Annotated in this window: 7 protein-coding genes and 1 pseudogene; 3 read left to right on the top strand and 5 right to left on the bottom strand. The window is 74.0% G+C overall.

Going from position 1 to position 13,203, the window contains the following annotated elements:
- Positions 1-38 precede the first annotated feature (38 nt).
- The 4 genes from AB0958_RS33215 to AB0958_RS33200 all read right to left on the bottom strand — a co-directional run bounded on the left by AB0958_RS33215 (position 39) and on the right by AB0958_RS33200 (position 7,377).
- Positions 39-4,574 (bottom strand): FtsK/SpoIIIE domain-containing protein, encoded by a 4,536-nt coding sequence (locus AB0958_RS33215; protein ID WP_366894185.1) that lies wholly within the window; start codon positions 4,572-4,574, stop codon positions 39-41.
- A gap of 122 nt (positions 4,575-4,696) precedes the next feature.
- Entirely contained in the window at positions 4,697-5,875 is a 1,179-nt protein-coding gene (locus tag AB0958_RS33210) for a hypothetical protein (protein WP_366894184.1), read from the bottom strand.
- Complete coding sequence (locus AB0958_RS33205; RefSeq protein WP_366894183.1) at positions 5,872-6,489, bottom strand: sigma-70 family RNA polymerase sigma factor; 618 nt, start codon at positions 6,487-6,489, stop codon at positions 5,872-5,874. The genes AB0958_RS33210 and AB0958_RS33205 overlap by 4 nt, the downstream gene beginning before the upstream one ends.
- Positions 6,490-6,774: 285 nt before the next feature.
- The gene (locus AB0958_RS33200; RefSeq protein ID WP_366894182.1) at positions 6,775-7,377 is read right to left on the bottom strand and encodes a hypothetical protein; all 603 of its coding nucleotides are present in this window, start codon (positions 7,375-7,377) and stop codon (positions 6,775-6,777) included.
- A gap of 19 nt (positions 7,378-7,396) precedes the next feature.
- Here AB0958_RS33200 and AB0958_RS33195 point away from each other — a divergent pair, with 19 nt between their 5' ends.
- From AB0958_RS33195 to AB0958_RS33185, 3 genes and pseudogenes are all read left to right on the top strand, one after another.
- Positions 7,397-7,771 carry an RICIN domain-containing protein gene (locus AB0958_RS33195; RefSeq protein ID WP_366894181.1) on the top strand — a complete coding sequence of 125 codons (375 nt, stop codon included), beginning with the start codon at positions 7,397-7,399 and terminating at the stop codon, positions 7,769-7,771.
- Between the two features lie 231 nt (positions 7,772-8,002).
- Positions 8,003-10,311: pseudogene (locus tag AB0958_RS33190) on the top strand (Tat pathway signal sequence domain protein).
- 27 nt (positions 10,312-10,338) lie between these two features.
- Entirely contained in the window at positions 10,339-12,270 is a 1,932-nt protein-coding gene (locus tag AB0958_RS33185) for a glycoside hydrolase family 97 catalytic domain-containing protein (protein ID WP_366894180.1), read from the top strand.
- A gap of 13 nt (positions 12,271-12,283) precedes the next feature.
- Here AB0958_RS33185 and AB0958_RS33180 read toward each other — a convergent pair whose 3' ends face one another.
- Positions 12,284-13,198 carry a squalene/phytoene synthase family protein gene (locus AB0958_RS33180; protein ID WP_366894179.1) on the bottom strand — a complete coding sequence of 305 codons (915 nt, stop codon included), beginning with the start codon at positions 13,196-13,198 and terminating at the stop codon, positions 12,284-12,286.
- Between the last annotated feature and the right edge of the window lie 5 nt (positions 13,199-13,203).

Raw genomic sequence — 13,203 nt, 5'->3', positions numbered from 1 at the left:
CCCGGACTCGCCGGGAAGGCCCCTCGCGCGTCCGCGGGTCAGGCCCGCAGCGGGGTGAGCGGCACCTGGAGGGCGAGCAGACCGCCGCCGGGGCCGGCCGTCCACGCCCGGCCGGGGTGTGTCGTGGCCCGCACCACACTGGGCATCAGACGGACGCCGATCAGGTCGCCCTCGGTGAGGTTCTTCGGTGCGAGCAGCAGTCCGCGGCGGGCCCGCCGGGCCGCGAGCGTCCAGCCGCTCATCCCGCTCTGGAAACCCTCCGCCGAGGCCGCGTAGACCAGCCCGAGACCCTGGTCCCGGCCCGAGACGGCGATCTCCTTGAGGAGCTTGTCGGCGGCTGAGCCGGTGAGCAGATCGGCGTCGTCGATCATGACCACCCGCGGCCCGGGCAGCGCGTCGAGGGCCGCCCGCACGGTGTCGGCGGACGGGTCGTTCTCGGTGAGCACGGTGGCCGTGGCGTGCCGCTCCAGGGCGCGCAGCGGCGACTCGCGCGGGGTGAGGACCACCAGCGAGGTGCCACCGGCCAGCAGCGACACGGCGATCGACGCGAGGGCGTTGCTGCGGCCGGACCCGGCCGGACCGAACACCCCGAACGCCGACGCGGAGCCCGCGAGGTCCGCGCCGATCGCGTCGCCCTCGTCGCCGCCGACACCCAGCAGCCCCCACATCGGCCGCCGGTCCGTGTCGGCGACCTTCCGGTAGGCGTCGGCGAACTCCACCGTGCGCGGCAGCACCGCCACCTGGAACGGCCGCCTCGCCTCGGAAACCTGGGCGTCCCGCGCCCGGGCGCGCTCGCCGATCGTGCGCAACGCCTCCGCCTGCTCGGTGCCACCGCCGGCGGTCAGCAGCGCCACCTGGGTCTCGGTGCCGCTCAGGACGTGCCAGCCCCGGCCGGGCGGGATGTCGGCGGGAATCTTGTTCGGCATCATGCCGACGGCCTGGTAGTCACTGCGGTCGCCCTGCCGCAGCAGCAGCTTGTGGTCGTTGTGCGCGGCCATCCGCCCGCCCAGCAGGGAGCGTTCGGAGGTGGCGATGACATGGATGCCGGCGGCCGCGCCCTCCCGGATGAGCCGGGTCACCTCCTGCACCAGCTGGCCGTGGTCGTGCTCGTCGATGAGGACCGACAGCGAGTCCCATCCGTCGATGAACAGCAGGATGTGCGCGGGCCGCTGGGCCTTCGGCAGCAGCTTGCGCAGCTCACCGATGCCGGTCGCGCTGTGCGTCTGCGCCAGGTCCTGGCGCTCGGTCAGCTCCCGGTTCAGCCGGCGCAGCAGCCGGCCCAGCCGCTCCAGGTCGTGCCGGGAGACCACACCTCCGCAGTGCGGCAGCGCACCGAGCGCGGTGAGACCGCCGCCGCCCGCGTCGATGCCGTAGATGTGCACGTCGGCGACGCCGGTCGCGCGGGCCGCGGACCCGGCGATGGTCCGCAGCACCTGGGTACGGCCGGAGCGCGGGGCGCCGATGACGTACAGGTGCCCGAAGGTGGCCAGGTCGGCGACGGCCACCCGGCGCTGCTGGAGCTGCGGCACGTCCTCCAGGGCGTACGGGATGACCAGCCGGCCCTCGCGGGTGGCGCCGAGTTCGTCCAGGTCGTCCAGGGTGAGTTCGCGCCGCAGCGGGGGCAGCCACGGGCTGGGCTGCGGGGTGAAGTCGTCGAGCAGGTCGGCGGCGCCGCGGATCTCCTCGACCAGGGCCTGGAGGTCGGTGGGGGCCGGACCCTGCGCGGACGTGACGGTCACCGTGCGGGCGTCGGCGGGCAGTTCGGCGGGGCGGCCGAGCGCGTCCCAGCCGACGTCCACCGAGCGCACCGGCTTGCGCGCACCGGCCTCCGGCTCGGCGGCGGCCGGTGTCTGGGGGGGCCGCTCCGCGCCCACCCAGGCGGTCTGGAACGGGTCCGCCTGCTTGGGCCCGCGCCGGACCAGGGCCCGGCCGGGGGTGCCGGAGGAGATGTCGACGGCGTCCTTGACGTCGATGATGTCCTGGCTCTCGGTCATGTCCGTCACCCGCAGGGCGATCCGCAGGTTGGTGTTGGCCCGGATGTCACCGGTGACCACACCCGCCGGTCGCTGGGTGGCCAGGATCAGGTGGATGCCCAGCGACCGGCCGCGCTGCGCGATGCTGATCAACCCCGGTACGAAGTCGGGTACTTCACGGACCAGGGTGGCGAACTCGTCGATGACCAGCAGCAGGCGGGGCAGCGGGGCCAGGGAGGGATCGGCGGCCCGCTTGGCCCGGTACTCGGGGTGGTCCTTGGCGTCGGCCGCGGCCAGCACCTGTTCACGGCGGCGCAGTTCGGCGCCGAGCGACTCCAGCGCCCGCTCCACCAGGTGGGCGTCGAGGTCGGTGACCATGCCCAGGGTGTGCGGCAGGCCCGCGCACTCCTTGAAGGCGCTGCCGCCCTTGTAGTCGACCAGCACGAAGGTGAGTTCGTCGGGCCGGTTCACGGCGGCCAGCGAGGCCACGAACGTCTGCAGCAGCTCGGACTTGCCCGATCCCGTCGTACCGGCGACCAGGCCGTGCGGCCCGTCCTGCACCAGGTCCAGGGAGAGCGGCCCGTCGAAGCCGGTACCGATGAGGAAGGAGGTACTGGCGGGCTCGCGCCGCCAGCGGTCCAGCAGGGCCCCGGCGTCCGGCGGTTCCTGCTCCAGCAGGTCCAGGAGCCGGACCCGCTGGGGGAGTCCGGCGTCGTGCTCGGGGCTGACGTCACGGATCGGGGCCAGGGCACGGGCCAGTTGCTCGCACCACTCGGCGGACACCCGGTCGGCCCGCACGGCCGGCAGGTCGGGAGCGCCCGGGCGACGCAGGGTCAGGCGGCCGTCGGCGGCCAGGACGACCCCGGTGCTCTCCTCGGGCAGCAGCCGCTCCTGCTCGTCCAGGCAGACGCTGAAGATCCGCACCCGCGGTCCCTCGGTCAGCACCTGCACCATGCCGGGCACGTCACGCAGCCGGCGGGCGCCGTCCGCGACCACCAGCACGTCGGGGTCGGTGAAGACCACGTCCCGGTCGTTGCCCGCCTGCCGGCGGCGCGACTGCACCTGGGAGACCAGCTCGCTGATCCGGGCGGACGTGGACTCGGGGTCGTTGCCGACCAGCACCACGGGACCGCCCGCCGTGCCCGGCCTCAGATGCGGCAGCCAGCGGGTCCACGCCCAGTCCGCGACCCGGTCGGGCTCGGTGAGGATCACCACCCGCAGGTCGCGTGGGCTGTGCAGGACGGCGGCCTGCGTGACCAGCCAGCGCGCCAGCGGCTGTACCTCGGCGGCCGGGCCCGCGACGCCCACGACACCGTGTGCGGCGATGTCCACACCGATCGGCGTGTCGGGGATGTTCCAGCGGATCGAGCGGTGGTTCTCGTCGCGTGCCGGGTCCTCCAGCTCCCTGACCGACGGCTGGTCCACCGTGCCCAGGCGCAGCACCAGGTGGTCGGGGTCGCGGCGGCGCCGCTCCCACAGCCGGCCGCCGGGACCGGTCGCGATCAGGGCCACGGCCGCGGGGTCGGGACCGGTCTTGTCCCGGACCCGGCGCTCGCCCGTCACCGCGTCCCGGACCTGCTCCTCCAGCACGTCACGGCGCCGTTCGTAGGCCGCCTCCGACTCCAGGAACTGCTTGCGGGCCGCCCGGCGCCCGGTCGCCCAGTTCGACAGCATCATCATCGGGCTGAGGAACAGGAAGACCAGGAAGTAGTACGACTTGAAGATGCTGACCATGAACAGGCCGAGGACGATCGGCGAGATCATCATCACGGTCGGGAAAGGCCGCTTCTGCGGCGGTGACGGCGGCTGCGGCAGCCGCACCCGCTCCGCGTCCAGGTGCGGGGCGATCCGCGGCGGCCGGTTGTAGTCCACGCCGTAGCCGTCGGCGGACGGCGTCACGGCGGCGTCCGCCTCGACCGGCGCGCTCATCCGCAGCAGCACCGGACCGACCGTCAGGTCCTCGCCCGCCGGCCAGGCCACCGGGCCGGGACCCGCCGGACGCTCCCGCGGCGGCTGGGGGCGGGGCCTGCGCAGCTGGGTGACGGCGTCGTCGGGCGGCGGTGCGGCGAGCCGGGCCCGGACGGTGGCGTCGGGGTCGTCGTCGGTGCGGTGCCAGGCCGTGGTGCCGTCCGCGCCGACCGTCACCCACAGCCCGGACTCGGGCACCCCGGCACCGGCGTCCAGCCGGAGGGCGCACAGTGGGTCGGTGCCGATCTCGTGACTGCCGGGACCGAGCCGCCAGGTGCGCCCGGCGCCGGGCCCGGAGACGAGGTGCACCTCCGCGAGCACCCCCTCCCGGTCGTCGTCATGGACCCGGACCAGGTCCGCCGGGCGGGCCGGGCCGCCGAGTCCGAGCAGCCCGCCGTCGCGGATCCCGCTGCCGGACACCGGCGCCCCGGGGTCCAGTCGCCGGTCCCCGGCGTAGAGGTTGCGGGCGCGTGGCGCGCCGGCCGCGGCCCAGTCCGCGCCGCCGGTGGCGGCGGCCTCGTCCTCGGTCAGGGCGGCGGCGAGGTCGCCGACGGTCGCGTTCGAGGGCAGCCGGACCTGGTGGTCGCGGCGCTGTCCGTCCGTGGCGTCCACGGTGGTGATGGTGAGGTTCACGGCTCCCAGCCGACGGTCGTTCGTGCGAGGAAATACGAGGAAACGCGAGGAAGCGCGAGGGGGTTCGCGGAGGTTCGAGGACGTTCGCGGAAGGTGGCGGAAGGTGGCGGGTACGGCGGTCGTCACAGCCCCGGTGGCGAGGCCGCCGAGACGCCCGCCGCACCTGAGGCGCTGGGCTCCGCGAAGTCGTCGTCGCTCTCGGCCGCCGATACCTCGGCGGCCACCGGCGCCGTGACGGGCTCGGGTTCCCGGACCGGCCTGGTGGCCGAGACCCCGGTCGGTCCGGCCGCGGGCGGCGCGCCCGCGGCCAGGTCCGGTGCGTCGGGCAGCAGGTCCGGATCGGCGGGGGCGGCGACGTCCACGGGCCGCACCGCCTCCTCGTCCGGCCGGTCGGGGCAGGGCGGCAGCGCGGCCAGGGTCCGGGCCACGGCCCGTGCCAACGGCAGGGCGTCGACACGGGCGGCGGCGGGGGCGCCGTGCACCGTGAGCGCCGCGTCGGGCGTGACCTCGAGGAGCCGGGTACGGCCCCGGGCGACGCCCAGGCTCAGCAGCCGGACCCCGGACGGCAGCGGCCGCTCCAGCGGGTCGGCGCAGACCGCGACCTCGATGCCGGGCTGCCCGACGGCCGCCGCGGCCGGCACTCCCGGGAACCCGGGGTGCACCCCGCTGGCGACGGCGACCCGGCCCTCCGGCAGCCGGGCGTCCAACTGGGCGGTGAGCGCCTGGAGCACGGCGCGCGCCGTACGGGTGGCGCGCGGCGGGCCGTACACCGAGAGGGCGGGCGGTCCCGAGCGCACGTCGAGCAGCACGGCGTGCCCCAGGTCGTGCCCCACGCACACCAGCAGCGGTACGGCGGCCCCCTCGGGCGCCTCGGCCAGGTCGGCGCGGTCGATCCACCACAGGCGGGGGTCGGTCTCGTCGGCGGCCCAGGGCTCCGGTGGCTCGCGCAGCGCGTCGCCGTCCGCCGCGACCAGCACGGCCAGCCATTCGGGCCCGGCCAGCACGCCGTAGGGACGGATTCCGGGCCGGACGGCCGCCGCCAGGGCGGTGGCCCGCTCGGCGTCGCCCCACACGGCCGGGTCGCGCAGCAGCCGTACCAGCAGACGCAGACCCCGCCGGTAGCGCAGTTCCGTGCGCACGGGGCCGGTGAACGCCCGCACGGTGAGGGTGATCTCCCGGCCGAGCCGGCGCCACAGGGCCTTCCAGCCGCCGCCGCGCCGCACCAGCCAGTGGGCGACGGCGAGGACGAGGACCAGCACGCCGACGAGGCCGAGCAGGGCGGTGATGGTGTCGGAGGTCATCGTGTCTCTCCCCGGAGGGTCTCTCTCCGGAGCGTGTCTCCCCGGGGACCCTCTCCCCGGCGGTTGCCGGTTCCGGTCGTGTGCAGGCCGTGGGACTCCAGGGTGGCGCGCAGCGCGCGCATGCCGTGGTGCGTCCGGGACTTGACGGTGCCCGGGGGCAGCCCGAGCTGGCGGGCCACGTCGTCGCCGGGCTGCCCCAGCAGATGGACCCGGGCGACGGCCTCGCGGTGCGCGGGAGCGAGGGTGCGCAGCGCGGAGACCAGCACCCGGCGGTCACCGACCTGTTCGGCGTGGTCCGGGACGGGCGCGGGGCCGGCGGCACCGAAGTCCGCCGCGGTGATCCCGACCGGAACGGTCCGGTCCCGGCGCCGGCTGTCGACCACGAGGTTGCGGGCGACCCGGAACAGCCACATGCGGATGGGCCGGTCCCGCCAGTCCAGCCGGGCCGCCGACTGCCAGGCCCGCAACAGGGTCTCCTGGACGACGTCCTCCGCGCCATGGGGGTCGCGCCCCATCAGGCCGGTCACGAAGCGGCGCAGGCTGTCGCGCTCCGCGAGAAGGAGGCCGAGCGTCCGGTCCGCGGTGTCGGCGCGGTCATGGTCGATGAGGCTCACGGCCTCCGCCTTCCGGTGTCGGGTGCTGCTGTGGTGCTGTGGTGCGGTGGTGCGGTGTGTCACTGTGAAACGTGTCAAGGGCGAACGCTAGCGCGAGAATCGGGAGTTCCCGAAGCCGGTGCCGATCCGTGGTGCAACAGATTCGTCACAGCCAACTCTCCACAGGTGTACGCGAGGTGACGCTCGGCCGGATCTTCGTGGACGGGCGTCCGGATCCGCGGCCGTCCTTGGTTACTGTTCCTGTGTTCAGCTCGCTCCGGGCGTTCCGAGACCTTCACCACACCTTCAGGAGACCGACGTGCCGCCCCTTCGCAAACCCCGGCCCGAACGGCCCGGCAGTCCGACGGGACGTTTCAGCGACACCTTCGCCCGCCGTCCCGCCCTGCCCCGCCGCGGGCTGGTGCCGGGCGCGCGGGTATGGGCGACCGTCGGCGGTGCGGCCGCCCTGACCGTCGTCGTCTCCCTGGCCGTACCGCTGTTGAGCCGGGTGGACCTCTTCCCCGAGCCGGGCAGCACGCCGGCATCGGTGGTGGCGGCGGGGGAGCCGACCACGCTGTCCGCGACCTCGCAGTCCCCGTCCGCGTCCCCGTCGCCGACCTCCAGCCCCTCCCACAAGCCGGTGACGACCGCCGCCGGCGGCTCCGGCTCCGGGGGCGGAACCGGCGGCGGCTCGGCCGGACGGCAGGCCGGCGGCGGCTCGGTCGCCGCGGGCTCGAACTCCGGTTCCGGAGCGGCCGGTTCAAGCGGTTCCTCGGGCTCTTCCGGCGCGTCGGGTTCATCGGGTTCTTCGGGTACTTCCGGCTCGTCCGGTTCGAAGTCGGGAGGTTCCACGTCCTCCTCGGGCGGGAGCTCCTCCTCCGGACACTCCTCGTCGGGCGGCGGCACCACCAAGACCACCGTCCCCGGTGTGGCACTGATCGGCACGGGCTCCGGCCGCTGCATCGACGTCACCAACGCGGGCGGCGACGGCACCAGGCTGCAGATCGCGACGTGCTCGGGCGCCGCCCGGCAGAAGTGGGTCTTCCAGTCGGACGGCACCATTCGCTCACTCGGCCTGTGCATGGACCTGGCCTGGGCCGGCACCGCCGACGGGACGGCGATCCAGGTCGCCAGGTGCAGTGGCAACCGGGCCCAGTTGTTCTACCTGAGTGCGCAGGGCGACCTGGTGAGCGCGCTCGCCGACAAGTGCGTCGACGTCACCGACAACGGCACCGCCGACGGCACCAAGCTTCAGCTGTGGAAGTGCGCCGGCACCCCCAACCAGAAGTGGCGCAAGGGCTGACGCCCGCCGAGGAGAGTTCGACGACGGGGCGAACGCAGGTAATCCCAATACATCCGATGAGTCACGGAGTTGAGCCGAGGTTATCTAGGTGAACCCTTAGGTCAATTCGACAAACAGAGCTGAAATCCCGTTGATCGGCCCACTGTTGGGGTTGTTGACAGGTGCACCTCGGGTCCCTAGGTTCGCCATACACCCGATGTATCGAGGATCCGCCAGCTCTGGAGGACGATGATGACCTCACAGCCGGAGACACGTTCACCGGTGCCCCGCAGGGCCGTGCTCGGCACCGCCCTCGGGGGAGCGGCGGCCGCGGCCCTGCCCGGCCCCGCCCACGCGGCCCCGGCGGAACCGGCCGACGCCCGGGCCGCGCACCCCTGGAAACTCCGCGACACCATGACCACCGACGGCGCCTGGGACCGGTTCCTGCGCGGCCAGGACCTGCTGTGGAGCAGACTGCCCACCCTCTGGCACGAGGCGCCGTTCCTCGGCGACGGGCTGCTCGGGAGCATGATCTACCAGGAGCCGGGCGCCCACCAGGTCCGCTTCACCGTGCAGCACGGCCGGGTCCAGGACCACCGGCCCCAGTTCGGCAGCGGCTGGGGCACCGCCCGCCTCCCGGTCGGCCACCTCACCCTCGAACCCGTCGGCACGATCACGGCCGTGGACTGGCGGCTCAGCCTGTGGAACGCCGAACTCACCGGCACCGTCACCACCACCGCCGGCACCCTCACCCTCGCCGCGCTCGTCCACGGCGAGGTCCTCGCGGTCCGCGCCACGGCCCACGGCGGCGAACGGGCCACCTGGACCTTCCATCCCGAGGAGGCCGTCAGCCCCCGCAGGATCCAGGAGGCGCCGCCCGCCGGCTACACCGCCAACCCGCCCTGGTCCACCCGGACCACGGCCGACGGCACCGAACAGGTCCTCCAGCCGCTCACCGGCGGCGGACAGACGGCCACCTCCTACCGCCGCACAGGCGACGAACTGCTGCTCAGCGTCGGCCACAGCTTCCCCTCGGACACCGCGGCCGAGGCCGACTCCCGGCGCAACCTGCGCCGCGCCCGGTCGTACGCCGACCTCCGGGAGCGGCACACCCGCTGGTGGCACGCCTTCTACCGGAAGAGCTTCGTGTCGTTCCCGGACCAGCGGCTGCAGAGCTTCCACTGGATCCAGCTCTACAAGGTCGCCTGCGCCAGCCGCGCCGACGGACCCGTGATGGCCACGCCCGGACCCTGGCTGGAACCCACCCCCTGGCCCGCCGTCTGGTGGAACCTCAACGTCCAGCTCGAGTACTGGCTGATCCATGCCTTCAACCACCCGGAACTCGACGCCCTCGCCACCACTTTGCGCCAGAACCAGGAGCAGCTCGCCGCCAACGTGCCCGCCGCCCACCGCGCGGACAGCTCCGGCATCGGCCGCAGCTCCGACATGTTCGCGAACCGCGAGGTGGGCGAGCCCGGCACCGGCGCCGAGACCGGCGACCTCACCTGGGCACTGCACAACGTCTGGCTGTCCTACCGCCACTCCATGGACACGTCCCTGCTGCGCGACACGATCTACCCGGTGCTGCGCCGCGCGATCACCTACTACCTGCACTTCCTCACCCCGGGCAGCGACGGCCGGCTCCACCTCCCGAGCACGCTCTCGCCCGAGTACCCGGTCGTCCCGCCGCAGGACACCAACTACGACCTGGCCCTGATCCGCTGGGGCTGCCAGACCTCCTCGAATCCGCGGAACTCCTCGGTGTCGACGACGAGCTGGCTCCCCGCTGGCGAGAGGTGCTGGCCAAGCTCACGCCGTACCCGGTCGACGAGAACGGCTTCATGATCGGCGCCGGCACCCCGTACGCGCAGTCCCACCGGCACTACTCCCACCTGCTGATGGTCTACCCGCTGTACCTCGTCAACTGGGACCAGCCCGAGAACCGCGACCTGATCACGAGGTCGGTGGTCCGCTGGCACGCGCTGACCGGTGCCCACCGCGGCTACAGCTACACCGGCGCGGCCTCGATGTACGCCATGACCGGCGACGGCGACACCGCGATCGGCTACCTCCGCAAGTTCTTCGACCCCACGACCCGCTACCCGTGCCGCGCCAACACCCACTACACGGAGGCCGGTCCGGTCATCGAGACCCCGCTGTCCGCCTCGCAGTCCCTGCACGACATGTTCTGCCAGAGCTGGGGCGGGATCATCCGGGTCTTCCCGGCCGTCCCGACCGCCTGGGCGGACCTCACCCTGCACAACTTCCGCACCCAGGGCGCCTTCCTGGTCAGCGCCGTCCGGAAGGCGGGGAAGACGCGGTTCGTGCGGGTCCGGAGCCTGGCGGGTGAACCCCTCAGGCTCCGTCACGGCCTGACCGGTCCGCTCACCGCCCTCCTCGACGACGGCACCCCGGCCCGCGCCCACGACCTCGGCGACGGCACCCTCGCCGTCGACCTGCCCCGCGGCCGCGAGGTCCTCGTGTACTCCGGCACCCGCCCCGACCTCGTCATCGCCCCCGTCGCCGTCAGCGAACCGGGCGCGGCGTGGGGACTGCCGTAACCCACCCACCGGAAGAGAGGGGTTCCCATGGCTGTTCCCGCCATTCGCCTCGTTCCCGTCCTTCGCGCCGTCCCTGTCAGAAGGACCGCGGTCGCCGCGCTCTGCGCCGGTCTCGCGGCCGCCCTCCTCACCACCGCGCCCGCCGCCCGGGCCGGACAGCGCCCCCACGCCTGGACCGTGTCCGAGGCGGCCCACGCACCCCGCGCCCGGATCGTCCTCGACGACACCACCGGCGCCCTCAGCCTCACGGTCACCCGGGACGGCCGTACCGTCATCGAGCCGTCACCCGTCGGCATCGTCACCGAACAGGCCGACCTCTCCCAGGGGTTGCGGTTCCTGCACCGCACGGACCGCACGGTCCACGAGCACTACCGGGCGAAGTCCGGCAAGCGCCTGGACCGCAGGGTGCACATGGACGAGACCCGGCTGTCCTTCGCCACCGCCGCCGGTGCCCGCCTCGACCTCGTCGTCCGCGCCTCCGCCGACGGCGTCGCCTACCGGTACGTCCTGCCCACAGGCTACGGCGACGTCCTCGGCGAGACCTCCGCCTTCGACCTGCCCCCGGACGCGGACGCCTGGCTCAGCACCTACCGGGTGGACAACGAGGGCCAGTTCAACCAGTACACCGCCGCGACCGCCCCCACCGGCGCCTACTCCGACCAGGCCCTCTTCGCCACGCCGGGCGGCTACACGCTGCTCGCCGAGTCCGACCTCACCGGCGCCTACTCCGGCGCCCGGCTCGCGCACACCCAGGGCACCGGGACCTACCGCGTCCAGCTCGCCGACGACCGCGTCCGCACCGACGGCGCCCTCACCACCCCCTGGCGGGCGATGATCACCGGCGATCTCGGCACCGTCACCCGGTCCACCCTCATCGACGACCTCGCCCCCGCCTCCAAGGTCCGCGACCCCTCCTGGATCCGCCCCGGCACCGTGCTGTGGACCTGGCTGGCCGGCGGCCGCGCGGCGGGCCAGAGCCTCGACGCGCAGAAGGCGTACGTCGACTACGCCGCCGCGCACCACTGGCCCTACGAGGCCGTGGACTCCGGCTGGTACTTCAAGAAGGACGAGTGGGACGTCACCGACCCCGACTGGGCGACCGACAGCTGGATGCCCCAGCTCGTCGACTACGCACGCGCCAAGGGCGTCGGGATCATCGTCTGGATCCACCAGCGCGACCTCGACACCCCCGAGGAACGCGCCCAGTGGCTGCCGACGCTGGAACGCTGGGGCGTCAAGGGCGTCAAGATCGACTTCATGAACTCCGAGGCGCAGTCCATGTTCCAGTGGTACGACACCGTCCTCGCGGAGACCGCCGCCCACCACCTCATGGTCGACTTCCACGGCGCCACCCTCCCCAAGGGCATCCAGCGCACCTGGCCCCAGGTGATGACCATGGAGGCCGTGGGCGGCGAGGAGAAGCGCACCAACACCGCCGCCCACCTCACCACCCTGCCCTTCACCCGCAACGTGATCGGCTCCATGGACTTCACCCCCGGCGGTTTCCAGCGGGCCGGCCTGCGCCCGGACTCCGACGCCGCCGAGCTCGGGCTCACCGTCGCCTACGAGTCGGGGCTCCAGATGTTGGCGGGCACCCCCGACTCGTACGACCAGCGCCCCCTCGCCCGGGACTTCCTGGACCAGGAGCCCGCGGCCTGGGACGACACCCGGCTGCTGGCCGGCAGCCCCGGACAGGAGGCCGTCCTCGCCCGCCGCAGCGGGGACCGCTGGTTCCTGGGCGGGGTGTACGCGGGCGCCGCGCACACGGCCGAGGTGCCGCTGACGCTCGGGGCCGGCCGCTGGCTGGTGCAGACGGTCGGGGACGGCGCCGACGGACTCGTGCAGGACCGGCACGTGCTGCGCGGCGGGGAGGAGTTGAACGTCGACGTGGCGGCGAACGGAGGTTTCGCCGCGATCGCCTGCCGCTGGCGGCCCGGCGTCACCACCTGCTACCGCTGAGCGCGCGCCCCGGCTACCGCTGAGCGCGCACCGCCTCGCGGCGGGCGCCGAGCAGCAGCCGGAGCGTGCCCGCCGTGGACGGCGACGCCGAACCGCGCAGCACCCCGGTGCCGCGGGCCAGTACCGCCTCGGCCGTCATCAGCTCGATCTCGATGAGGGCCCGCACCATCGGCCGGTGGGGTGCCGGCACCAGCGCCAGCACCTGCCGGCCCGCCCGGAGATCGGCGCGGGCTCGCTCCACCTCCTGCTCCACGAGGGAGCGCAGACCTGCGGAGTCCCGGCCCGCCGCCAGGTCCGCCACCGTGACCGAGAACCGCTTCAGCGTCTCCGCGGGGATCCCCGGATGCCCTTCTCGCAGGTCCTCGGCCAGGTCGTTGACGAAGTCCAGCCGTTGGCTGCCGTCGATGAGCGTGCGGCACCCCGCCCGGTACCGTCCGTCGGGGTCGCTCTCCGGTCCCAGCAGACCGGCGATCGGCAGGAAGGCGGGAAGGGCGTAGGCGTCCACGTAGGCCTGGTAGTCGGCCTCCGTCGCGAAGCCGTCGAACGCCAACTCGGCTGCGGCGGTGGTCAGATACGTCTCCACCGCCGCCCGGTGCCGTGGGAACGCGGAGACGGTGCCCAGCAGGGTGCGGATCAGCGGATCGTCACTGGTCCCCGTTTCCAGCGCGGTGCGCACCCGCTCCTCCCAGACGGCCCAGGCCGCCGCCCGCCCCGGCTTCGGGCCGGAGTCCAGGAGGACGTCCCCGTGGTGCATCACGGCCGTCGCGGCGATCACATGGGGCAGGACGGCGGGCGGCAGCAGCACCCGGCAGGCCAGGTAGGCGCTGCGCCGGTACCGCCGCACCGTCCGCCGCTGGGCGCTGAAGTCCCGGCGCAGTTGCGGGTCCGTGATGCCGGCCGCGGTCAGGGTCTTGTTCCACGCGCTCACCCGGT

The sequence above is a fragment of the Streptomyces sp. NPDC006655 genome (assembly GCF_040703965.1).
GTDB lineage: Bacteria > Actinomycetota > Actinomycetes > Streptomycetales > Streptomycetaceae > Streptomyces.
This window is presented reverse-complemented; position numbering and strand designations above follow the sequence as displayed.

Excerpts from the sequence above, each read along its gene's own strand:
- AB0958_RS33185 (WP_366894180.1), top strand. The coding sequence starts at position 10,339 with ATGGCTGTTCCCGCCATTCGCCTCGTTCCCGTCCTTCGCGCCGTCCCT.
- AB0958_RS33210 (WP_366894184.1), bottom strand. The coding sequence starts at position 5,875 with ATGACCTCCGACACCATCACCGCCCTGCTCGGCCTCGTCGGCGTGCTG.